Source organism: Megasphaera coli (assembly GCF_900095855.1).
Lineage (GTDB): Bacteria > Bacillota > Negativicutes > Veillonellales > Megasphaeraceae > Megasphaera > Megasphaera massiliensis_A.
The window spans coordinates 1-23,301 of sequence record NZ_FMIY01000002.1; the positions used below are offsets into that span (position 1 = coordinate 1).

Annotated in this window: 22 protein-coding genes, 1 tRNA gene and 2 rRNA genes; 22 read left to right on the forward strand and 3 right to left on the reverse strand. The window is 51.9% G+C overall.

The genetic code is table 11. The features are described 5' to 3' along the window. The first annotated feature begins 67 nt into the window (after nt 1-67). Together BQ2674_RS00435 and rrf are read left to right on the forward strand one after the other, a co-directional pair. Nucleotides 68-2,986: ribosomal RNA gene (locus tag BQ2674_RS00435) — 23S ribosomal RNA — on the forward strand. Between the two features lie 52 nt (nt 2,987-3,038). Further along, a 5S ribosomal RNA gene (rrf, locus tag BQ2674_RS00440) occupies nt 3,039-3,155 on the forward strand. Between the two features lie 55 nt (nt 3,156-3,210). Here the strand turns inward: rrf and BQ2674_RS00445 are convergent. Continuing rightward, nucleotides 3,211-3,891: a response regulator transcription factor gene (locus tag BQ2674_RS00445; protein WP_075571934.1), complete on the reverse strand. Its 681-nt coding sequence runs from the start codon at nt 3,889-3,891 to the stop codon at nt 3,211-3,213. Nucleotides 3,892-4,181: 290 nt separating this feature from the next. Between BQ2674_RS00445 and BQ2674_RS00450 the strand changes: the two genes are divergently transcribed. The 3 genes from BQ2674_RS00450 (at nt 4,182) to BQ2674_RS00460 (ending at nt 6,371) form a co-directional block, all read left to right on the forward strand. After that, nucleotides 4,182-4,811 carry a DUF47 domain-containing protein gene (locus BQ2674_RS00450; protein ID WP_075571935.1) on the forward strand — a complete coding sequence of 210 codons (630 nt, stop codon included), beginning with the start codon at nt 4,182-4,184 and terminating at the stop codon, nt 4,809-4,811. Continuing rightward, complete coding sequence (locus tag BQ2674_RS00455) at nt 4,804-5,802, forward strand: inorganic phosphate transporter (RefSeq protein WP_075571936.1); 999 nt, start codon at nt 4,804-4,806, stop codon at nt 5,800-5,802. The genes BQ2674_RS00450 and BQ2674_RS00455 overlap by 8 nt, the downstream gene beginning before the upstream one ends. A 116-nt stretch (nt 5,803-5,918) precedes the next feature. Further along, complete coding sequence (locus BQ2674_RS00460; protein WP_075571937.1) at nt 5,919-6,371, forward strand: RrF2 family transcriptional regulator; 453 nt, start codon at nt 5,919-5,921, stop codon at nt 6,369-6,371. 76 nt (nt 6,372-6,447) lie between these two features. On the opposite strand, the gene BQ2674_RS00465 is transcribed toward BQ2674_RS00460, so the two are convergent. Next, on the reverse strand, nt 6,448-7,266 hold the full coding sequence (locus BQ2674_RS00465; protein WP_075571938.1) for an EFR1 family ferrodoxin: 819 nt from the start codon (nt 7,264-7,266) through the stop codon (nt 6,448-6,450). Between the two features lie 167 nt (nt 7,267-7,433). Between BQ2674_RS00465 and BQ2674_RS00470 the strand changes: the two genes are divergently transcribed. Next, nucleotides 7,434-9,191 carry a 1-deoxy-D-xylulose-5-phosphate synthase gene (locus tag BQ2674_RS00470; RefSeq protein WP_075571939.1) on the forward strand — a complete coding sequence of 586 codons (1,758 nt, stop codon included), beginning with the start codon at nt 7,434-7,436 and terminating at the stop codon, nt 9,189-9,191. Nucleotides 9,192-9,367: 176 nt separating this feature from the next. Beyond that, on the forward strand, nt 9,368-10,738 hold the full coding sequence (locus BQ2674_RS00475) for a pyruvate carboxylase subunit B (protein WP_075571940.1): 1,371 nt from the start codon (nt 9,368-9,370) through the stop codon (nt 10,736-10,738). 50 nt (nt 10,739-10,788) lie between these two features. Here the strand turns inward: BQ2674_RS00475 and BQ2674_RS00480 are convergent. Further along, a tRNA-Pro gene (locus BQ2674_RS00480) sits at nt 10,789-10,865 on the reverse strand. Between the two features lie 447 nt (nt 10,866-11,312). Between BQ2674_RS00480 and BQ2674_RS00485 the strand changes: the two genes are divergently transcribed. The 15 genes from BQ2674_RS00485 to secF all read left to right on the forward strand — a co-directional run bounded on the left by BQ2674_RS00485 (nt 11,313) and on the right by secF (nt 23,233). Continuing rightward, nucleotides 11,313-11,477: a DUF362 domain-containing protein gene (locus BQ2674_RS00485; protein ID WP_075571941.1), complete on the forward strand. Its 165-nt coding sequence runs from the start codon at nt 11,313-11,315 to the stop codon at nt 11,475-11,477. Nucleotides 11,478-11,610: 133 nt separating this feature from the next. Further along, complete coding sequence (lspA, locus tag BQ2674_RS00490) at nt 11,611-12,045, forward strand: signal peptidase II (RefSeq protein WP_075571942.1); 435 nt, start codon at nt 11,611-11,613, stop codon at nt 12,043-12,045. An 11-nt stretch (nt 12,046-12,056) separates the two neighbouring features. After that, the gene (locus tag BQ2674_RS00495; protein WP_075571943.1) at nt 12,057-12,992 is read left to right on the forward strand and encodes an RluA family pseudouridine synthase; all 936 of its coding nucleotides are present in this window, start codon (nt 12,057-12,059) and stop codon (nt 12,990-12,992) included. Further along, complete coding sequence (pyrR, locus tag BQ2674_RS00500; protein WP_075571944.1) at nt 12,979-13,524, forward strand: bifunctional pyr operon transcriptional regulator/uracil phosphoribosyltransferase PyrR; 546 nt, start codon at nt 12,979-12,981, stop codon at nt 13,522-13,524. The genes BQ2674_RS00495 and pyrR overlap by 14 nt, the downstream gene beginning before the upstream one ends. 33 nt (nt 13,525-13,557) lie before the next feature. Continuing rightward, nucleotides 13,558-14,502, forward strand: coding sequence for an alpha/beta hydrolase (locus BQ2674_RS00505; protein ID WP_075571945.1), 945 nt, complete (start codon nt 13,558-13,560; stop codon nt 14,500-14,502). 80 nt (nt 14,503-14,582) lie between these two features. Beyond that, complete coding sequence (gene ruvC / locus BQ2674_RS00510) at nt 14,583-15,083, forward strand: crossover junction endodeoxyribonuclease RuvC (protein WP_075571946.1); 501 nt, start codon at nt 14,583-14,585, stop codon at nt 15,081-15,083. After that, nucleotides 15,080-15,682: a Holliday junction branch migration protein RuvA gene (gene ruvA / locus BQ2674_RS00515; protein ID WP_075571947.1), complete on the forward strand. Its 603-nt coding sequence runs from the start codon at nt 15,080-15,082 to the stop codon at nt 15,680-15,682. Before ruvC ends, ruvA begins: the two co-directional genes overlap by 4 nt. Nucleotides 15,683-15,685: 3 nt before the next feature. Then, a complete protein-coding gene (ruvB, locus tag BQ2674_RS00520) occupies nt 15,686-16,714 on the forward strand; it encodes a Holliday junction branch migration DNA helicase RuvB (protein WP_075571948.1) in 1,029 nt (342 codons plus the stop codon). Nucleotides 16,715-16,751: 37 nt separating this feature from the next. Further along, nucleotides 16,752-17,996 (forward strand): SpoIID/LytB domain-containing protein, encoded by a 1,245-nt coding sequence (locus BQ2674_RS00525; protein ID WP_143696384.1) that lies wholly within the window; start codon nt 16,752-16,754, stop codon nt 17,994-17,996. Nucleotides 17,997-18,011: 15 nt separating this feature from the next. Next, entirely contained in the window at nt 18,012-19,031 is a 1,020-nt protein-coding gene (gene queA / locus BQ2674_RS00530) for a tRNA preQ1(34) S-adenosylmethionine ribosyltransferase-isomerase QueA (protein ID WP_075573308.1), read from the forward strand. 9 nt (nt 19,032-19,040) lie between these two features. Further along, nucleotides 19,041-20,159 carry a tRNA guanosine(34) transglycosylase Tgt gene (tgt, locus tag BQ2674_RS00535; protein WP_075571950.1) on the forward strand — a complete coding sequence of 373 codons (1,119 nt, stop codon included), beginning with the start codon at nt 19,041-19,043 and terminating at the stop codon, nt 20,157-20,159. Between the two features lie 30 nt (nt 20,160-20,189). Then, a complete protein-coding gene (gene yajC, locus BQ2674_RS00540; RefSeq protein ID WP_075571951.1) occupies nt 20,190-20,471 on the forward strand; it encodes a preprotein translocase subunit YajC in 282 nt (93 codons plus the stop codon). 8 nt (nt 20,472-20,479) lie between these two features. Further along, nucleotides 20,480-21,043, forward strand: coding sequence for a 5-formyltetrahydrofolate cyclo-ligase (locus tag BQ2674_RS00545; RefSeq protein ID WP_075571952.1), 564 nt, complete (start codon nt 20,480-20,482; stop codon nt 21,041-21,043). A gap of 37 nt (nt 21,044-21,080) precedes the next feature. Next, nucleotides 21,081-22,316: a protein translocase subunit SecD gene (gene secD / locus BQ2674_RS00550; RefSeq protein WP_075573309.1), complete on the forward strand. Its 1,236-nt coding sequence runs from the start codon at nt 21,081-21,083 to the stop codon at nt 22,314-22,316. Next, on the forward strand, nt 22,313-23,233 hold the full coding sequence (secF, locus tag BQ2674_RS00555) for a protein translocase subunit SecF (RefSeq protein WP_075571953.1): 921 nt from the start codon (nt 22,313-22,315) through the stop codon (nt 23,231-23,233). The genes secD and secF overlap by 4 nt, the downstream gene beginning before the upstream one ends. Nucleotides 23,234-23,301: the final 68 nt, after the last annotated feature.

The following is a 23,301-nucleotide window of genomic DNA, read 5'->3' on the forward strand; positions in this document are numbered from 1 at the left end:
GTACCTTGACAACTACATGAAAACGTAAGAAAGACCTCTGAAAGAAAGAGAAAAACCTTAGAAGGAAAGTTAAGAAAGAAAGGGCGTACGGCGGATGCCTAGGCCATATCAGCCGAAGAAGGACGCGATAAGCTGCGAAAAGCTGCGGTAAGGTGCAAGTAACCGGAGAGCCGCAGATATCCGAATGGGGCAACCCGGCAGTAGAAGTACTGTCACCTCCGGTAATGGAGGGGGGCACCCGGTGAACTGAAACATCTAAGTAGCCGGAGGAAGAAGAATCAACAGAGATGCCCGTAGTAGCGGCGAGCGAAGAGGGCGGAGCCCAAACCGAAGCGGGAAACCGAGACGGGGTAGAGGACTACTAAGACATGAGCGGAGGAAGCCGAAGCAGGTGGGAACCTGAGCCGAAGACGGTGAGAGCCCGGTAGGCGCAACGAAGCGAGTGGGGTAGAATCCGGAGTACCACGGGGCACGAGGAACCTTGTGGGAAGCAGGGGGGACCACCCTCCAAGGCGAAATACTGATATGGACCGATAGCGAAGAGTACCGAGAGGGAACGGTGAAAAGAACCCCGGGAGGGGAATGAAAGAGAACCTGAAACCGTATGCCTACAAGCAGTCGGAGCACGATAAGGGTGTGACGGCGTGCCTATTGAAGAATGAACCGGCGAGTTAGTATATGCGGCGAGGTTAAGCGGAAGACGCGGAGCCGAAGCGAAAGCGAGTCTGAAGAGGGCGATAAGTCGGATATAGTAGACCCGAAACCACAGTGATCTATCCATGCCCAGGTTGAAGCACAGGTAACAATGTGTGGAGGACCGAACCAGTGAGCGTTGAAAAGCTTTTGGATGAGGTGTGGATAGGGGTGAAATGCCAATCGAACGTGGAGATAGCTGGTTCTCCCCGAAATAGCTTTAGGGCTAGCCTCATGGAGAGAGTAGTGGCGGTAGAGCACTGAACAGGGAAGGGGCCAGAAGGTTACCGAACCTAATCAAACTACGAATGGCAGTACTTATACATGGGAGTCAGACTGCGAGTGATAAGACCCGCAGTCAAGAGGGAAACAGCCCGGACCAACCGCTAAGGTCCCCAATGCCGTGCTAAGTGGAAAAGGAGGTGACGTTTCGAAAACAACCGGGATGTTGGCTCAGAAGCAGCCATCATTAAAAGAGTGCGTAATAGCTCACCGGTCGAGAGACGTCGCGCCGAAGATGACCGGGGCTCAAGCACGGAACCGAAGCGATGGCATGTATGGGAGACATACATGGGTAGGGGAGCGTTCCTATGGGGGAGAAGCCTGACCGGAAGGACAGGTGGACCGATAGGAAGTGAGAATGCCGGTATGAGTAGCGAAAAGAAAGGTGAGAATCCTTTCCACCGAAAGCCGAAGGGTTCCCGGGCAACGATCGTCGACCCGGGGTAAGTCGGGACCTAATCCGAGGCGAAGAAGCATAGGAGATGGAGAGCAGGTTGAAATTCCTGCACCGGCGCAGACCGATAGAGCGAGGGAGTGACACAAGAAGGAACGTTCGCATGCGAATGGAAGAGCATGTCCAAGCAGGTAGGGAGTGTGGTAGGCAAATCCGGCACACAAAAAGCCCGAGATGTGATGGGGAGGCTGTAGAGATACAGGCGAAGGAACGGGGACTCGATTGTCAAGAAAAGCTTCTAGCGAGGGCTGCGGCGCCCGTACCAAAACCGACACAGGTAGGCGGGAAGAGAATTCTAAGGTGCGCGGGAAAACCCTCGTTAAGGAACTCGGCAAAATGTATCCGTAACTTCGGGAAAAGGATAACCCCGAGTAGGTGAGGACCGGAAGCGGTAGGAGCTGAAAGGGGTGGCACAAGAGAGGCCCAAGCGACTGTTTAGCACAAACACAGGCGTCTGCAAAAGCGAAAGCTGACGTATAGATGCTGACACCTGCCCGGTGCCGGAAGGTTAAGAGGACGTGTAAGCCGAAAGGCGAAGCAGAGAATTGAAGCCCCGGTAAACGGCGGCCGTAACTATAACGGTCCTAAGGTAGCGAAATTCCTTGTCGGGTAAGTTCCGACCCGCACGAAAGGTGTAACGATTTGGGCACTGTCTCAACGAGGGACCCGGTGAAATTGAAGTACCTGTGAAGATGCAGGTTACCCGCGACTGGACAGAAAGACCCCATGGAGCTTTACTGTAACCTGAGATGGAGTTTCGGTAGAAGACGTACAGGATAGTTGGGAGACGTAGAGGCGTGAACGCCAGTTTGCGCGGAGTCGGCGGTGGGATACCAACCTTGTTTTATTGAAATTCTAACGAGAGCCGTAACGAGGCTTCGGACAGTCTCAGGCGGGCAGTTTGACTGGGGCGGTCGCCTCCGAAAGAGCAACGGAGGCGCCCAAAGGTTCCCTCAGCGCGGACGGAAACCGCGCGCAGAGTGCAAAGGCAGAAGGGAGCTTGACTGCGAGACGGACAGGTCGAGCAGGGACGAAAGTCGGGCTTAGTGATCCGGTGGTAGAGAGTGGAATTGCCATCGCACAACGGATAAAAGCTACCCTGGGGATAACAGGCTTATCTCTCCCAAGAGTCCATATCGACGGGGAGGTTTGGCACCTCGATGTCGGCTCATCACATCCTGGGGCTGAAGTAGGTCCCAAGGGTTGGGCTGTTCGCCCAATAAAGTGGTACGCGAGCTGGGTTCAGAACGTCGTGAGACAGTTCGGTCCCTATCCATCGCGGGCGTAAGAAACTTGAAAGGGGCTGCTCCCAGTACGAGAGGACCGGAGTGGACCGACCGATGGTGTACCGGTCATGGCGCCAGCCGTGCAGCCGGGTAGCTACGTCGGGGAGGGATAAACGCTGAAAGCATCTAAGCGTGAAACCGGCCTAAAGATGAGGTTTCTGAGTACGAAAGTAAGTAAGGCCCCATGGAGACGAGATGGTAGATAGGCCGGGAGTGGAAGTGCAGCGATGCATGGAGCGGACCGGTACTAATAGGCCGAGAGCTTAACTTACGAAGAGGGGAGGCTTACGTTTTCTGTAGTTGTGAGGGTACGGGGGAAGCGATTCAGTGGTGACAGCTGCAGGGATCCACCTGTTCCCATACCGAACACAGCCGTTAAGCCTGCATACGCCGACAGTACTTGGGCGGAGACGCCCCGGGAGCATAGGAAGCCGCTGATTACACGAAGAAGAGGGACGCATTCCGTTGCGTCCCTCTTTTGTGTGTTTAAGCAGGTTATTCTTTTGCTATATAACCGATGCCGCGAACAGTTGAAATATATTTTTGCGGCGTGTGCCGGCCAAGTTTGCCGCGGATATAGCGAATATAGACGTCAATTATATTGGTCGTACCGATAAAATCATAGCCCCATACTTTGTCTAAAATCTGCTCTCGCGACACGACGATATTTTTGTTGCGAATGAGATAGGTGAGGAGCGTAAATTCTTTTTTAGTCAGCTCGACCTGCTTGTTGTTTACAAATACTTCATGACTGTCCAAGTCGACAGTGATGTCCTTGAGATTTAAGGAACGGTGAAAATTATTCTTTACAGGTCTGCCGTTATATAAGAGCGCTCTGACGCGTACAAATAACTCCTTAACATTGAGAGGCTTGGTCATATAATCATTGGCACCGTAATCAAAGGCTTTTACTTTCGTAATAATATCGTCCAACTCGGAAATGATCATAATGGGGACGGATGACATATGGCGAATTTCTTTACAAAGCAGGAGTCCATTTATGTCGAGGAGTAAAATATCCAATATGATTAAATCGAATTGTTGTTCGCCTAAACGGTTCAACGCGGAGAACCCTAAGTGATCAAGCGTACAGGCGTAGGATTCCCGTTCAAGATGTTCCCGAATATACGTGCCGACATGGGAATTTGCTTCAACGACTAAAATCTGTTTGTCCATTTGCAGTATAACGCCTCCTGAAATCAAAATTTCCGGATCCGGCTGCTAAAACTATTGTACAGCACAATGTAAATAAAATAAAATAATAAGTTCTTATTAAATGATAAAATGAGATAATGAAAATTCAGAAAACACAATATTAAAGATGCTTATATTTTTTCTCATTAAAGCAGTATCCCATTTTGCCCTTTTGTAGCAGAATGAAATGACCTATGATATAATCGTAGTGGATTCACAGCGTAAGTCCTGCCTGTTGTCTTATTAGGGATACATAAGGAGATTGGATACGGATGGCATTTCACTTGAAGCCTAAAGAAGAAAAGTTCTTCACTTTGTTGGATCGGCATGCCGCACTCAGCTATGCGGCGGCGGATATTTTGAAAGAAGCTGTTAATGAAGAAATCTCCAAAGCTGAAGCAATGCGGAAAATTAACGGTCTGGAAGAAGAAGCGAATAAGCTTGTCCTGGAGACGATGAAGCGCTTGCAGAAGACTTTTATTACACCCATGGATCGGGAGGATATTCAGGAACTCATCGACAAGTTGGATAAAGCCCTCGACAACGTAACGGAAATTATGGATAAGATGTGCATTTATCAGGTCGGCGAAGCGACGGAAGGCACAAAGAGGATGGCCACGATCATGGCCAAGTCGATGAAAGAAATCCGGCGTTCCATCGAATACTTGCGCAATGTAAAAAAAGAATACTTAAAGCTCGAAGCGAGAACCAAGAAAATCATGAAGCTCGAGCAGGAATGTGACGACTTATATCACGAAGAAATGGGCAAGTTGTTTGCCGAATGCAGGGATCCTATCGAACTTATTAAATGGAAGGAAATTCTTCAGTCCATTGAAGACGTAACGGACGGTTGCGAATCCCTGGCGACCTTATTCAGAAGGATTGTGTTGAAATATGCCTGAGCATTGGTTGATTTGGACAGTCGTTTTTCTGGCTGTGCTCTTTGATTACATCAACGGCTTTCACGATACGGCAAATGCTATTGCCACGAGCGTGTCGACACGGGCTATATCTCCGAGCCGTGCGATTTTGATGGCTGCAGGCCTGAACTTTCTCGGGGCCATGGTCAGCACCGGTGTTGCCAAGACGATTGGCGGTGACCTGGTCATGGATCCGGCACAAGTCAGTTTGGAAGTAATTATAGCGGCGCTCATCGGTTCCATTATTTGGAATGTCCTGACTTGGTATTACCGCATTCCCAGCAGCTCATCCCATTCGCTCATCGGCGGCGTTATCGGTGCCGTTTCTGTCAGCGTCGGGCCTGCCGCCTTGTCGGGTGAAGGGATAGGCAAGATTATTCTGTCTCTCGTCATGTCGCCTGTTGTAGCTCTGGTTACGGGTTATTTCGTTATGATCGGCATCTTGTGGGTCGTGCGCAATTATTCGCCCGTTTCTCTGAACCGTCAGTTTCGCCGGATGCAAATCGCTTCCGCCAGTTTAATGGCCTTTTCTCACGGTTCCAATGATGCACAAAAAGCTATGGGTATCATCGCCTTGGCTCTTCTCAGCGGCGGTTACATTGAGACCATGGAAATCCCCGTTTGGGTTAAGCTGGCCTGCGCCACATCCATGGCCTTGGGGACGTCCGCCGGCGGCTGGCGTATCATTTCGACGATGGGCACGAAGATTTTCAAACTCGAAGCGATTAACGGTTTTGCGGCGGACCTCAACTCGTCCGTCGTTATCTTTACGGCCACGCTGCTGCATCTGCCTGTCAGCACGACCCATGTCGTGTCCGGCTCCATCATGGGTATAGGCTCGGCTAAACGCGTTCGCGCCGTACACTGGGATGTAGCACGCAGCATGCTTGTCGCTTGGGTAGTGACGATTCCTTTGAGTGCGGGCCTTTCGGCTCTTATCTTTTTTATCATCGATTTTATTGCGAAATTATAGAAATTTGTACAGTACAGTATAGGCAAGATATACTGTACTGTTTTTTTAAAATAAAACTACACTTTTTTGGTTATCTATTGTATAATGATGAGTATAAAGCAAGGAGGGAATGATATATGCGATTAAATCAGGCAACGGACTATGCATTCCGCATGGTTCTATACTTGGCCATATGCCCGGAAGGGACGAAAATAACGGGCGCCGCTTTAGCGGCGAAACAGAATATACCGGAACGTTTTTTGCTTAAGATTATGCGCAGTCTGACGGCAGCGGGTATTATGAAGTCCTATCGCGGCGTCGAAGGCGGATTTGCACTGCAGCGGGAACCGAAGGACATTACGCTCTACGACGTCATCAATGCAGTCGAAGGACAGACGGAATTGCAGCGCTGTCTTTCCGACACGGATGCATGTACGCGCGGCTGCGGCGGCATGTGCTCTCTCTATGAGGCCTTTGAAGGTGTACAGCGCGATTTGGTTACGCGCCTTCAGTCCATTAACTTTGCCGATTTGGCCGTACAGGAAAAGAAATTCACCGAAGAAAAATCAAAAATCGCTCAAAATGCGTAAAAAGAATAAGACCGCTTGCGAAGCAATTTCTCGTAAGCGGTCTTTTGTGTTCATGGAGGCGTGATTATTTTCAGCTTTAGAGAAAAATTTCCGGTTCGGCCCGGCGTGAATATACTTCTTCCAAGTCGCGTTTATGAAAGAGATAGCCTGCATCGTCGTAGTAGCGGGCCTGCCGCGGACAGCCCTTAATACAGGCACCGCATTTAATGCATATATTTATATAGTGCTCCGGGTCCGCCGCATCGAGGGATCCCATGGGACAGAGAGCGGCACAAATGCCGCAATATGTACAGGCGTCCGTGATTTTGGAAGTTACCTTGCGAATGTCGATGGGCGTGCCGTCTTTCAGGCGCGGCGTATAATACGGCCTGTAGGGGCTTTCGCCGCGGACGTGTATCGGATTTGGCGTATTGCCGCTGCGTATTTTTTCGGCAATAGAGGCTGCGAAACAGGCGGCCCTTGCCAAATCTTCTTTGTCCGGCCGGCCTTTAGCCAGGCTGCGTGAAAAGGAGTGCTCACCGATAAAGGCTGCCGCGGCGATAGTGTGCATGCCGCCGCCTTCCAGGGCATCGCGCAGTTCAATGAGGGCGTCGTCGTAGTTGCGGTTGCCGTAGAGGACGACGGGAACGGCAAGCGCTCCGGGACCGGAGACGGTGCGAATATACTTGATGATGACATTCGGTACCCGGCCGGCGTAGACGGGCGTGCCGAAGACGATTAATTCTTCAGGCGAGAAGACGAGCGGTGCCGTTCGCTTTTCGGGCAAGGTAAAATCACACGTTTCTATGGGAAGTGACAATTCTTTTGAGAGAGTAGCGGCGATTTTCGTTACGGTCTTTTGTGTTGTTCCCGTCGGGCTGAACCAGACGGCTTTGATTATCTTTACGGGCCACATGAATGTCCTCTCCTTTCTGTCGGAAAACGCCTCTTTTCAGTTTCAGTATAGCCGCATACGGGAGAAAGGTAAAGCAATTTCATTTTCGATATTGACGTAATGTCAGAACAATTATATAATACGATTTGCAATACGAAATGAATAGTTGCATGGAGAAGGAGAAAATTATGGAATTACAGAATATTACATCACCGGCCGATATAAAAGGTCTTTCTATTAACGAATTAAAGGACTTGACCGTACAGGCACGTAAGGCCTTACTGAGCAAGATGGCTGCCCATGGCGGTCACGTAGGGCCGCCGCTCGGTGCGGTAGAACTTATTACAGCTTTACATTATGTTTTTAATTCACCTGCAGATAAAATTGTTTATGACGTATCGCATCAAAGCTATATGCATAAAATACTTACAGGGCGTGTGCAGGCTTTTATTGATCCGGCCCATTACGATGATGTGACGGGATATACGGATCCTGCTGAAAGCGAACATGATTTTTTTAACATCGGTCATACATCCACGTCGGTAAGTTTAGCTTCCGGTCTTGCAAAAGGCCGCGATTTATGCGGCGGTACGGAAAATATTATTGCCCTTATCGGCGACGGCTCCCTGTCCGGCGGTGAAGCGTATGAAGGCTTGGATTATGCGGCGACCTTGGGCAGCAATATGATCATTGTCCTTAATGATAACGACCAGTCCATTGCCGAAACACACGGCGGTTTGTATACGGGGCTGCGGCAGCTGCGGGAAACGAACGGTCAAAGCCCGAATAACATATTCAAAGCCATGGGATTTGATTATCGGTTTCTTGCGGACGGCAATGATTTAGCCTCCCTTATTGACCTTTTCCGTTCTGTTAAGGATATTGACCATCCTGTTGTCCTTCATGCAGTTACGCAGAAGGGAAAGGGATTTGCCTTGGCGGAGAACGATAAGGAACGGTGGCATTATTCCCTTCCTTTTAATCAGGAGACGGGTGAATTGAAGGAGGCTTTTGGCGGGGCTTCATATGAAAGCATTACTGCCGATTATTTGATGAAACGGATTAAAGAAGACCCGACCGTCGTCGCTGTTAATGCGGCAACGCCTGCAGGCTTCGGCTTTACGCCCGAATGGCGCAGGGAGGCGGGCGCACAGTATATTGACGTAGGTATTGCGGAGGAACATGCCGTCGCCATGGCCTCCGGCATTGCCAAACGGGGCGGTAAACCTGTATTTAACGTATACAGTACATTTTTACAACGCACATACGATCAGGTTATACAGGACCTTTGTGTGAACGGCAACAGTGCGGTTATATTGGTATATATGGCGTCCGTCTACGGTATGAGCGATATTACGCATTTAGGGTATTTTGATATTCCCATGCTCGGAAATATTCCCGATCTCGTATATCTGGCGCCGACGGCAAAAGAAGAACATTTGGCCATGTTGGACTGGGCCGTAAATCAACAGGAACGGCCTGTGGCCATTCGCGTTCCCGTCGGTCCTCTCATTGCATCCGGAAAGCCGGATACGACCGATTATAGCCGGCTGAATCGATTTGACGTAACAGAAAAGGGCGAACGCGTTGCGCTCATCGGCCTCGGGAATTTCTACAGCCTTGCGGCCGAAGCGGCGGAAAAATTGCTGCAACAGGGCATTCACGCGACTCTAATCAATCCGAAATTTGCAAGCGGCATCGATACAAAAGTGCTGACGGATCTGCAGAAAAATCATTCTCTTGTGTTGACAATGGAAGACGGTGTTATTGAAGGCGGGTTCGGGCAAAAAATCGCCTCCTTCTACGGACCGACAGCAATGAAGGTGAAAAATTACGGTATTGCCAAGGCCTTCCACGATCGCTATGATGTGGCGGAATTGTTGAAAGAAAACGGAGTGACCGCAGACGACATCGTAGCCGATACGAAAGCTTTGTTGAAAAAATAATTACAAACAGGTAAGTTACCGAGGGCGGCCGTCACAGCGGTTGCCCTCTTTTATGCAGATGCGACTTTTGGCGGGGCGCCTTCATTTATCAATAAAATATGATATAATAGGCATGCATTATAAATTACGACCTTATACTAGCAGTTGGTTTTATATAAAATATATCGGAGGTATACATGGCCAGAGTAAAGATTACGGAAACGGTCCTGCGTGACGGTCACCAGTCCATTGCGGCAACGCGCATGCGTATAAATCAGATGATTCCCGTCTTGGAAGCAATGGACGAAGTAGGCTACCATGCCGTTGAATGTTGGGGCGGTGCGACTTTTGACTCGTGCATGCGGTTCTTGGACGAAGATCCGTGGGAGCGGCTGCGTACGTTGAAGCGGTATGTAAAGAAGACGCCCCTGCAGATGCTTTTTCGTGGTCAGAATATTCTGGGATACCGTCACTATGCGGACGACATGGTCTACGAATTTGTCAATCGTGCCGTCGACAACGGCATCGACATTATCCGTGTTTTTGACGCGCTCAACGATTCGCGCAACCTCGAATCGGCCGTTAAAGCGGCGAAGGAGACGAAATCCGTTCACATTCAGGGGGCCATGGTCTATACAATCAGTCCCATTCATACATTGGAGAGCTTTACGAAAGGGGCCGTCGAATTACAGGAGATGGGCGTCGATTCGCTGTGCATCAAAGACATGTCCGGCCTTCTGGCGCCGTACGATGCATATAATCTTATCCGCATGCTGAAAAAGCACCTGACCGTTCCCATTGAACTGCATACACACTGTACGTGCGGTTTCGGTGAAATGACCTATTTGAAAGCCGTTGAGGCGGGCGTCGACATCATCGACACGGCTTTATCGCCTTTCGGTTCCGTTACGAGCCAGCCGGCGACGGAAACAATGGTCATGGCTCTGCAGGGCAGTATTTATGATACGGACATCGATACGGAAAAGTTGTGGCCCATTGTCAATCATTTTAAAGACGTGCGCCGCCAAATAGCGAGCGAGTTCAATCTTACCTTGCCGAGCCAAATCAATCCGGCTGTGCGGAAGTATCAAATTCCCGGCGGTATGCTGACGAATCTGTACAATCAGCTTAAAAGCCAGGGAGCGGAAGACCGCTTTGACGAAGTCCTTGCGGAAATGCCCAATGTACGCCGCGATTTGGGCTATCCGCCCCTCGTAACACCGACGAGCCAAATTACGGGTTCCGCCGCCGCCCTGAACGTCCTCTTCGGCCGCTATAAGATGATTACGAACGAAGTGCGCGACATTGTGCGCGGTAAGTACGGCCGCGTGCCCGGTGAAATTACGGATGAATTCCGCAAGCTCTGCATCGGCGATGAACCGGTCATCGATCATCGGCCGGCAGACGACTTGGAACCTGAAGTGGAGAAGGCAAAGGCCGAACTGGCCGCTGCCGGATATCCCGACGCACCCATGGAAGATGTGCTCAGTTACGCCCTTTTTCCGGAAGTGGCTCTGCCGTTCTTTGCCAAACGAAATGAACGTCGAAAACAAGAGGTGACAGCCTGAACGTGGCATAAAAAAACAAGACATTGCTGCAGCAATGTCTTGTTTTTGTCTGGTCGGAACGGCGAGATTTGAACTCGCGACCTCTTCCACCCCAAGGAAGCGCGCTACCAAGCTGCGCCACGTCCCGTTAACAGTCATATTCTACAAGAATTGGCGGCACTTGTCAAATTTTAAAAGTTACGGGGAGCGGGAAATCATCGGGACGGTTCTATTTTATTTTTGAGAATTGAGAAATCAAAAAAAGATGAAATCACGGGTGAATGTGTCTTCTTAATGATAATGATTGCTTTGGGTTATTAGACGAAAACTGTAAAAATGAATGGGCTCATACAAAAAGACGGCTTCAGTTGTCGTGTAGAGAAACGCAAAATAAGCCATGACATAAAAATACGAAATAAATCACGATTTATGCTTATAAAAGCCCCTTTCTTGAAATGAATTATCAAGAAAGGAATATAGTAATAATGCCGTATACAGCTGATTTTGAGATTGACAAAAGTGCGCGGACGTGTAATAATTATGACAACGAGAGAAAAAAGTGGTCTCGTGTATTATTGTTGCGGAGGTGAAAATCATGCATGTAGTTTCCGATGAATGCGTAAAATGCGGTGCTTGCGCAGATACGTGCCCGACGAGCGCTATTACAGAAGGCGATACGAAATACATTGTAGGCGATGCTTGCATCGATTGCGGAGCTTGTGAATCCGTTTGTCCTACAGGCGCTATTGCAGCTGAATAAAGCAATTTCAGGAGAAACCGTCGTGCAAATGGCATGGCGGTTTTTTGCGCGTTCAGATTGTTTTTTCGGATGTTCTGTGGTAGGATAAAACCGTTCAAACTCAGCATAAGAGCCGGTTGCGGGAGGAACGGTTGTGACGGTTTTTTTGGCGGCAGTTGCCGTAATACTGACAGATCAGGCAAGCAAATATGTGATTGCGCAGCATATGGCGCTGCATGAATCCGTTCCGGTCATACCGGGATTTTTTCATATCACTTATATTCTGAATAAAGGCGCGGCCTTCGGCTTTTTGGAAAATAAACAATGGCTGTTTATTGCCGTGGCGGCAGCGCTTTTTTTGTTATACTTTATTTTTCGAAAGCACATACCGAAAAAGCGGATTGTCCGTTGCGGCATGGGTTTTCTCTTGGGCGGTGCCCTGGGAAACGCGGTGGACCGGTTTCTTTTCGGCGCCGTTACGGATTTCTTTGATTTTCGCGTTTGGCCCGTCTTTAACGTTGCCGACATAGGCATTGTCATCGGCGTCGGCCTCTTGGTTTTATATTGTTGGACTCACGATTCGGAGTAAGGCGGCTGTAAATGGAAGAGACTGCTGTACTGACTGCGGCGGAAGCGGATGCGGGACTGCGCGTAGACGTGTACATGAGCAAACAATTGGATATGTCCCGGTCCTTTGCGGGTTCCTTGGTAAAGGGCCGCAACGTGCAGGTAAACGGTGTCGTTGTCAAGGCAAACTACCGTATGAACGTCGGCGATACGACGAAAGTATTGCTGAGCGCGGCTGAAGAAGTTTCCGTCGGGCCCGAGGATATTCCTCTCGATATCGTCTATGAAGACGCCGATATTATTGTCATCAACAAACGACGCGGCATGGTTGTCCACCCGGCGGCGGGCAATCCGTCGGGGACACTCGTCAACGCACTCTTATACCACTGCCGCGGCGAGTTGTCCGGCATTAACGGCCTCATTCGCCCGGGTATCGTTCACCGCCTCGATAAGGATACGTCGGGCCTTATGGTGGCCGCCAAGACGGATGCGGCCCACCGGGGTTTGGCGGAACAGATAAAGAGTCACTCTGCGTGCCGCGTTTATACGGCCCTTGTACACGGCAATATTGTCGAATCGAAGGGGTGTGTCGACGCGCCCGTCGGCAGACATCCGAAGGACCGCATTAAGATGGCCGTCAATTTGAAAAACGGCAAGGAAGCGGTCACGCACTTTACTGTTCTTGAGCGCTACGGCGAGTATACACTTATAGAGTGCCGCCTGGAGACGGGGCGGACACATCAGATTCGCGTGCACATGGCTTATATTTCGCACCCCGTCGTAAACGATCCGCTCTACGGCTACAAGCGCGATGCCTTTCCCATCAGCGGTCAGACACTGCACTCGCGGGCCCTTGACCTCGTACATCCTCTTACAGGTCAAAGCATGCATTTTGAAGCACCGCTGCCGGATGATTTCGCCGCCGTCGTGGCTGCAGTGAAAAAAAGGGGGAGCCATGCTGAAATATAAGACCCTTTTACTTGATGAAAAAGCGATAGAACGGGCAATCAGGCGGATTGCACATGAAATTATAGAGCGCAACAAGGGCTTGGATGATACACTTCTCGTCGGTATCCGCACGCGCGGCGTTCCTTTGGCCCAACGCCTTGCGGCAGAGCTTGCGGCCATTGAAGATATTGCCGTTCCCGTATACAGTCTCGATATTTCCGCCTACCGCGATGACCACAAGCGGAAGAGTATCTGTGAAATCGGGCCGGCGGAAAATAAGCTTGCCGCCGATAATAAGACCATCGTCCTCGTCGACGACGTGCTCTTTACGGGGCGGACTGTCCGGTCCGCTTTGAACGCCGTCATGGAATTGGGGCGGCCGAAGTATATTGAGCTTGCCGTACTCATCGATCGGGGCCATCGGGAACTTCCCATACGGGCCGACTATGTCGGCAAAAACGTGCCCACTTCATTGCGGGAAACCGTATCGGTCCGGCTTTGCGAAACGGATGAAAAAAATCAAGTTGTCTTATGTGAGGAAGTGCGTACCTGAGGGGCGTGCTTCTTCTGTCTGTAAAGGAGAACCATGAAGAAACTGCGAAATTTGCTTTTGCTCCTCGCGGTTATTGCCGTTGTCTTCGGGTGTTATGTCGGTAATGTGGCGTATAACAAGTTCATGCACGCGCCGTGGGATCAAATTTTGGGCATTGAAAATCATAAAGGACGTGTCGCAACTGTCAGGGCACGTGAAAAAAATGAAAATTGGGAAGCCGTCAATATAAGCGGCAGAGACGGACTCAAGCTGCGGGGGACATATATTGCCAATCCCGACGGAACCGGGAAAAGCGTCATTCTCCTGCACGGCTTATATCAGAATCGCGCCATGTCCATTCCCTTTGTCGACATGTATTTGGCAGAGGGCCGTAATGTTCTTCTCATCGACCAACGCGGCCACGGTGAAAGTGAAGGCGAAGGTACGACGTGGGGACTGCGCGAGACCGATGATATAGACGGCTGGGTCCGGTGGCTGAGAAATCAAAAGAACCAGAGGAGTGTCGGCCTGCACGGCGTTTCCCTGGGGGCGGCCATGGCACTTCTCTATGCAGGAAACGAACGGAACGGGGATATTGCCTTTGTCATCGCCGACAGCTCGTACGGCAATATCATTGATTTGGGCAAAGAGAAAATAACCGCCTGGTCGGATAATCGCGATTTCCTCACGGGATATACCGTTTTGCTGCCCTTTTTTCGTGCCGCCATGTTCCTCCATACGCGCAAGACGATGGGGCAAATCGAACCGGCCCGGGCCGTGCAGTCCCTCACGGTGCCCGTCCTTTTTCTGCACGGAGCGAACGATGCGCTGATTCCCGTGCAGACTGCGGAAGCCCTTTATGAAGCCTGCGCAAGCCGGCAGAAATATATACATATCTTTGCCGATTCGGCCCATGCCGTCGGCATTGAAACGAACTATAACGAATACAGGCGAACGGTGGACAATTTTCTGCACCGCGTGGAGATACCTGCGGACTAGAGGCTTCGTACGTATTTTATTGGCCCGACCGTGCCGTTTCATGGTATAATAACTAAGTTATAATAAAGGAGGCGTCGCTTATGAGAGCAATGGGCATCGACCCGGGAACGGCCATTTGCGGTTTCGGCATTGTCGATTCCGACGGCAGCCGCCTGAAGCCGGTCACGTACGGAACGGTACAAACGACGGCGGACCGCAGCGATGCCGACCGGTTGGAGACGATTTACACGAGTCTTCACGAGCTGTATAGGAAATATACTCCCGATATAATCGGTGTGGAACAGCTCTTTTTCAACCGCAATGTAACGACGGCCATTACGGTCGGTCAGGCGCGCGGTATCATCCTGCTCACGGCGAAGCAGGCGGGCATTTCGCTCGTCGAGTTCAATCCGCTTCAAGTCAAGCAGGGTGTTACGGGCTACGGCAGAGCAACGAAGGAACAGGTTACGCAAATGACCATGCAGCTCTTGGGGATTCGTGAGAAAATAAAGCCCGACGACGCCGCCGATGCCCTGGCTATGGCCATATACACCGTGTATGCCGCTCATTCACGGCGGCTGCACAGAGAGGTGCAATTATGATCGGCTATGTAAAGGGAAAGGTAACACATATATTTTCGGGCTCCGCCTTCGTAGATGTCCACGGCGTGGGTTACCGCGTCTATGTGCCCGTATCGACACTTTCCCGATTAACACTCGGCGAAGAGGCGCTCCTTTTTACATATATGAATGTGCGCGAAGACGCCGTCGTGCTTTACGGTTTTTTGACGCAGGACGAATATGAGCTTTTTATGCTCCTCATAGGTGTCAACGGTGTGGGACCGAAGGTGGCAAACGGTATTTTGAGTGCCTCCGGGACGGATGCCTTCCGCCTGGCCGTGGCCAATAAGGACAGTCATATATTGACAAAGCTGCCCGGTATCGGTAAAAAGACGGCAGAACGCATTATTCTGGAATTGCAGGATAAAATCGGCGCCTCCGATGCGGCCGCCGGAGACACTGCAGCCGTGACTGCCGCAGGTACGGGAGCGACCGTAGAAGACGAGGTGACGGCGGCTCTCGTCGGCCTCGGCTACTCCGTTCACGAAACGGTACCGGTCGTTGAACGGCTGCGCGGTTCTCATGCAACGGTGGAAGATTTGCTGAAAGCCTGTTTGCGTGACTTGGGCACGGGGAGGTAGGACGTGGAGGAAAATCGTATTGTGGAAATGGACGATTTGCCCGGTGATTCGTGGCAATACAGTCTGCGGCCCCATTACTTAAAAGAATATATCGGTCAGGAAAAGGCCAAGAAAAACCTGGAGGTCTTCATTGCGGCCGCGAAGATGCGCCGTGAAGCACTGGATCACGTTCTCCTGTACGGGCCGCCGGGACTGGGCAAGACGACCTTGGCGGGCATTATTGCCAATGAACTGGGCGTGGGCTTTCGCATTACGTCCGGTCCGGCTATTGAACGGGCCGGTGATTTGGCGGCCCTCTTAACGAATCTGCAAGAGCGGGACGTCCTGTTTATCGACGAGATTCACCGCCTTTCGCACAGTGTGGAAGAAGTTCTCTATGCGGCTATGGAAGACTATGCCCTCGACATCGTCATCGGCAAAGGCCCCAGCGCCCGCTCCGTGCGCATCGACCTGCCGCCTTTTACACTTGTCGGTGCGACTACGCAGGTCGGACGCTTGGCTTCTCCTTTGCGCGACCGCTTCGGCGTCATCAGCCGCCTCGAGTTTTACGGCCCACGGGAGCTGGTTCTTATCATCAAGCGGACGGCGGAAATACTTGATATCCGTATTGATGATGAAGGCGCCCTGGAAATAGCCGGCCGCTCCCGCGGTACGCCGCGTATTGCCAACCGCCTCCTGAAGCGGGTACGCGATTTCGCGCAGGTTGCCGATGCGGCGAAGATTACGCGCGAACTGGCGTCCGCCGCTTTGGACCGACTGGAAGTGGATGCCTGCGGCCTCGACCGGACGGACCGCCGCGTCCTCCATGTCATCATTGAGAAATTTAACGGCGGCCCCGTCGGCCTCGACACGATTGCCGCAGCCATCAGTGAATCCGTCGACGCCGTTGAAGACGTGTACGAGCCTTTTTTGATGCAGCTCGGCTTTTTAAACCGCACGCCTCGCGGCCGGGTCGTTACGATCGCGGCATATCGCCATTTAGGTATAGCCGTGCCGGAAGAAGACACCGGAGGCGGTCAATCGCTTTTTTAACGAACCGGTACTTTATCTATAACGGGGAGGGATTATTGTGCCTTTATATAAAAGAATGTTTGCCGCATTGATGACGACGTTTTTTCTGTTTGCTTTATCCGGAGCGGCGTTTGCCGCGGCCGGCGGAGATATCGTCCGTATCGGTATTCGTGAAGGGCAGCGCAATGTTTCCGTAGCCGGCCCTTTCGGTGTCGGCGTGTATCGAAACGGCTCGTTATGGAAAAAATACCCCGCCAATCGAAACGTGAATTTGACGTACGGCAATAACGGCGTAACCGTTGACGGGACGGCTGCAGGAACAGGCGTTCTCCTGCGCTCCCTCAATCCTAAGGGTGCCCTTAAAATCAGCGACGGCTATTCCTACCGCGGCGATCTGGAAGTCATCAAGTCACCGCAGGCACAGGGCCTTACAATCGTCAATGTCGTGCCCGTGGAGAAATATCTCTACGGTGTCGTAGGCAAGGAAATGTCGCCGTCGTGGAGTATGGAGGCCTTGAAGGCCCAGGCCGTGGCGGCACGGACATATGCCTTTTCCCATAAGGGTTATTTCAAGAGCCGCGGCTTCGATATGACCGACGACACGAACAGCCAGACCTATGCCGGCGTAAACGGTGAGTCCCCATCCGTCTATAAGGCCGTCAAAGCGACGCACGGAGAAATTCTGACCTACGGCGGCAAGCCTATTGATGCCTTTTTCAGCGCCACTGCCGGCGGCTGGACGGAAAACAGTGAAAACGTATGGGGCAACAAGGTTCCTTACTTGCGCGGCGTTTCGGACAAAAGCGACAAAATGCCGGAGTACAGGTGGTCCGTTACGATAACTCCCGAACGGTTGGCGGCGAATTTGGCCGCAGCCGGAAAGAACGTGGGAAAAATACGCTCCATTACCTTGTCTCCTTTGGGTAAGCGGCCTATGGCCGTCTCCGACCGCGGTGTGTCGGGCCGCGTCCTCTCCATGGTCGTGAACGGTACGGCCGGGCAGGCGCAGGTGACGGGCAATGCCTTTCAGTCCATATTGGGGCTTAAGAGTACGCTCTTTGATTTCTATCAGGGAAACGGCAATCCGCCCGATCCCGATACGGGCAAGCCCCGGCGGGGCAATACGTTTACGGTGAAAGAAAAGGCTCCCCTCGTCGTTTACGGCTTCGGCTGGGGCCACGGTCTCGGTATGAGCCAGTACGGTGCCTATCAGATGGCGAAGGAACACGGTGAGGACAGTACGTTTTACCGCAAAATACTGGCCCATTACTATACGGGTACGCAATTGTCCAAACTATATTAAGGAGTATGAGCGGTGTTGAAGTTGTCCGATTTTTCATATGAGTTGCCTCAGGAGCTGATTGCCCAACATCCTGCCGAGCCGCGTGACGCGGCACGCCTCATGGTGTACGATCGTCGAAGCGGCGCCGTGGCACATGAACATTTCTATGACCTCGCCGATCACATACGGGCAGGAGACGTCCTCGTTTTTAACGACTCCAAGGTCATTCCCGCAAGATTGCGGGGAAACCGCGTGCCCACAGGAGGCAAGGTGGAAATTCTCCTCCTCACGCCTGTCGGTACGGACACGTGGGAGGTTCTCGTCAAACCGGGAAAAAAAGCGCTGCCCGGAACGGTTTTGCAGTTTTCGGAAGATCTCGGCGGCACTGTCTTGGCGCACACCGATTTCGGCGGCAGGGTTATCAAATTTTCTTACAAGGGTGTCTTTGACGACATTATCGACCGTATCGGTGAGATGCCCTTGCCGCCGTACATTCATGAGAAAATGAATGACCCGAATGAGTATCAGACCGTGTATGCCCGTGAAAAAGGCTCGGCCGCGGCACCGACGGCGGGGCTGCACTTTACGGATAAACTCTTGGCGAAAATACGGGAAAAAGGTGCGGAAACGGTGTTCGTTACCTTGCATGTCGGCTTGGGGACCTTTCGCCCCGTTACGGAAGAAAATATCGAGGCCCATAAGATGCACAGTGAGCTTTTCAGTATTACGCCTGCGGCGGCGGCTGCCGTAAACCGGGCTAAGGACGAAGGGCGGCGCGTCATTGCCGTCGGGACGACGTCCGTACGCACCTTGGAGAGCGCCGGCGCAGGCGGGCGCGTCAAAGCGGGCGCCGGACGGACGGATATTTTTATTTATCCGGGCTATACCTTTCGCATTGTCGACGCGTTGGTGACGAACTTCCATCTGCCCGAGTCGACGCTGCTCATGCTGATCAGCGCCATGTCGGAGCGGAAAAAAATATTACGGGCTTATGAAATTGCCGTAGAAGAGAAGTACCGCTTTTTCAGCTTCGGCGACGCCATGTTCATACATTAGGAGGATTACGTGGTTATCGAATACGAAGTGCAGGCCGAATGCGACGGCGCCAGGGCGGGACTTTTGCGTACGCCGCACGGCACGTTCAGGACGCCCATGTTCATGCCTGTCGGCACGCAGGCGACGGTAAAGACGCTGACGCCTGAAGAATTGTACGATATGGGCGCTCAGGTCATTTTGAGCAACACGTACCACCTCTTCCTGCGCCCCGGCGAAGACCTCATCAAAAAGGCGGGCGGGCTGCATCGGTTTATGAATTGGAAACAGGCCGTTCTTACGGACAGCGGCGGTTTTCAAGTATTCAGCCTCGGCGATATGCGCAGGATTACGGAAGAAGGCGTTACCTTCCGTTCACATATCGACGGTTCCGAAAAATTCCTTTCTCCCGAGGTATCCATGGATATTCAAACGGCTTTGAATTCGGATATTGCCATGGCCTTTGACGAATGCATACCCTATCCGTCCGATTATGAGTACACGCGGCTTTCCACGGAGCGGACGAGCCGGTGGGCACGGCGCTGTCTGGATCATCATCACAGTGAAACGCAGGGGCTCTTCGGCATCGTTCAGGGCGGCATGTACGGGGAATTACGGCGCCGGAGCTGTGCGGAACTGACGGACATGGACTTCGACGGCTACGGCATCGGCGGCTTGAGTGTTGGCGAATCGAAGGATATCATGTATGATATATTGGAAGGGACCGTGCCCTGTTTACCCGTAAACAAAGCGCGCTATCTTATGGGTGTCGGTACGCCGGACTGCCTCGTCGAGGCGGTTGCCCGCGGCGTCGATATGTTCGACTGCGTATTTCCGACGCGGGTCGCCCGCAACGGCATGGCCATGACCGGTACGGGCAGGCTGAATGTGCGCAATGCCCGCTATGCCGAAGACTTTACACCTCTTGAAGAAGGGTGCTCCTGCTATACGTGCCGTAACTTTACACGTGCCTATGTACGCCATTTGTTCAAGGCTGAAGAGCTTCTGGCATATCGGCTTGTAAGTATTCACAATCTGTATTTTCTTTTGCACTTTATGCGGCGTATGCGCGAATCTATAATAGACGGCACATTCCGCGAGTTTCGGCGCGATTTTTGGCATCGATATCGGGGCGGACAGCCCGCGGTATAGATATAAATACTTGCTTCGGGAGGTGAAAAAATGGACATGATGGAACAGTTGAACGCGTTTTGGCCGATTATACTGATGGTTGTTATTTTTTATTTCATGCTGTGGCGGCCTCAGAAAAAGCAGCAGAAACGTCGTCAGGAAATGCTTGAAAGTCTGAAAGCCGGTACCAAAGTCATTACGATGGGCGGCATTTACGGCACTATCGTTTCGCTGCATGACGATCACGCCGTTTTGCGCATTGCCGAAAAGACGGAAATCAAAGTGACCCGTCAGGCGATCAATCAGGTTTTGGGCAAGAAGGAAGAGGCGTAAAGGCGGACATGAAGGCGAAACAAGTTCTTCGTAAACAAATGACTGGCCTTTTACATACGTTGCCTGCCGCCGAACTGGCGGCAGGCAGTTCCGTTATTTGCAGGAATTTATTGAAAACGGTACAATACAAGACGGCACAACGTATTATGGCTTTTTTGAATATGGCTGATGAAGTATGTCTGGATCCGTTTATTGAGGCCGCCTTGGCGGCAGGCAAAGAAATATATGTGCCCCGTTGTCTGGAAAACAGACGGATGGCGGCAGTCCGGCTCTGCAATATAAAGGATACGGTCCCGGATATCTGCGGTATCCGCACGGCCCGTCCCGGTGCGCCCGTGTGTGCGCCGCAGGACTTGGATCTGATCATCGTCTCGGGCCTCGCCTTTGACCGTGCCGGGCATCGCCTCGGCAGGGGCGCCGGCTTTTATGACCGTTTTTTGACGGACCTCGGGAATGCGGCAATTATGGCCGTCGCTTTTTCCGGGCAAGTCCTGCCGCAGGTGCCTGCAGAAGGCCATGATATCGGCATACCCGTTATTTTGACGGAAAAAGAATATATTGAGTGTACGTAATTCGCGGAGAGGAGGAGCATTGTTGCGACTCAAAAATATGATTAAATTTTTCGGTGCCGTCATTTTTATAATCGGCTTTTTCCTTACTTTCATTCGGCCCCTTGCCGAATCGATTAAACAAGGTCTCGATTTGCAGGGCGGTACGCACATCGTCCTGGAAGCGGAGGACACGCCGGACGCACCCGTGACGGACGACTCCGTAAATCGGGCCGTAACCATTGTGGAACGGCGTATTAACGAAATGGGCCTGACCGAGCCGATCGTGCAGAAAGAAGGGGCCCGCCGCATTATTGTCGAACTGCCGGGTGAAAAAAATCCGGAAAAGGCCATTGAGACCATCGGCAAGACGGCGGTTATGGAATTTAAGGATGAAAGCGGCACGACCCGCATGACGGGCAGCGACTTGAAAAACGCGAAGGAACAGATCGACAACGGCAAGAAAAACGTCGTCGCCATAGATTTCACCGATGAAGGGGCGCAGAAATTTGCGGACCTTACGGCCGCCAATATCGGCCACCGCATTTCCATTACCCTCGACGGTGAAGTATTGACGTCGCCTGTCGTCAATGAAGCCATTACGGGCGGCAAGGCCGTCATTACGGGCAGTCAGTCCCTGGAAGAAGCGAAGAATCTCGCAATTCTCCTGCGCTCCGGCGCCCTGCCGGTCAAGCTGAAGGTCTTGGAAGTCCGCACTATCGGGCCGAGCCTCGGTCAGGACTCGAAGGAAAAAAGTGAACGGGCCTTTGCCATCGGCATCATATTGATCATGATTTTCCTCGTCGTCATTTACCGCATGTCCGGGATTGTCGCCAACGTGGCTCTTCTCGTGTACGTATTGATTTTATTGTCTGTTTTAAAATATCTCGACGCGACGCTGACCTTGCCCGGTATTGCCGGGATCATTCTCTCCATGGGCTTTGCCGTCGATGCGAACATCCTCATCTTTGAACGCTTTAAGGAAGAGGTCCTCGTCGGCAAAAGCCTGCGCACGTCCATGCAGGCCGGGTTTAAGCGGGCTTTCAACACCATTTTGGATGCGAATGTGTCCGTTATGATTGCCGCCGTCGTCCTCATTGTCATGGGTGCCGGCACGGTACGGGGCTTTGCCGTCAACTTGGCCCTCGGTATTGTCGTCAGCATGTTTACGGCCATCCTCGTCAGCCGTTCACTGCTCACGTGGTTCATCAATACGGGATTTTTGACCAATCCCTGGTTCTACGGCCTGAACGGGAAGATAGAAAAAAATGGTGATAAAAAGGGGGGATTGGCATGAGATTCAATATTGTAAAACATCGCAAATGGTGGTTTACGCTCTCGTCCGTTCTCGTCGCGGCGAGCTTGATTTCCATTTTTATGTACGGCTTTAATTTCGGCATCGACTATACGGGCGGCACGATTTTGGATTTACGCTTTTCCCGTCCCGTAACGGTTGCGGAAGTGCGTGACGTCGTCGATTCGTCGCAAATGAATTTGGAAAGCAGCGTCATTCAGCTGTCCGGCGTAACCGATCAGGAATCGTCGCAGGACGTCATGATTCGCATGCGCAATCTCTCCAGCGATGAAAGCGGCGCTCTCGCGGCGGCGTTGAATCAAAAACTGGGCGGTGCCGAAGTGAAGCGGACCGAATCGGTCGGTGCCGTCATCGGCGCGGAAGTGACGAAAAATGCCGTCATGAGCTTGGCCGTCGCCTTTCTCGCCTTGGCTGCATACATTTCCTTTCGGTTCGAGTATAAAATCGCCATTTCGGCCCTTGTGTCGATACTTCACGATTTGATCATGGTCCTCGGTGTATTTTCTTTCTTTCAGTTGGAAATCGACTCGTCCTTTTTGGCGGCCGTTTTGACGGTTGTCGGGTATTCCATGAACGAAGCCGTCGTCATCTTCGACAGGGTCCGTGAAAACACGCGCACCCACAGGCGAACCGATACGTACGAGCAGCTGGCCGCCGACAGCATTGCCCAGAGCATCCACCGCAGCCTGTACACGCTGACGACGGTCCTGCTCGCCTGCGGTTCCCTTCATTTCTTCGGCGGCGAGTCGACGAAGAACTTTTCCCTCGTCATGCTGATCGGCTTTATCAGCGGCGCCTATTCGTCCATTTGCGTGGACACGTCCTTATGGGTTGTTTGGAAAAATCATGCCGGTCGTGAGCGCGGTTCGCAAACACCGCAGGAAGCGACGGAAACGTAAAAGATATTATATTGCGTACAGCGACAAAAAGACGTCCCGCAGTTGTTGCGGGACTTTTTTTGTGCCCG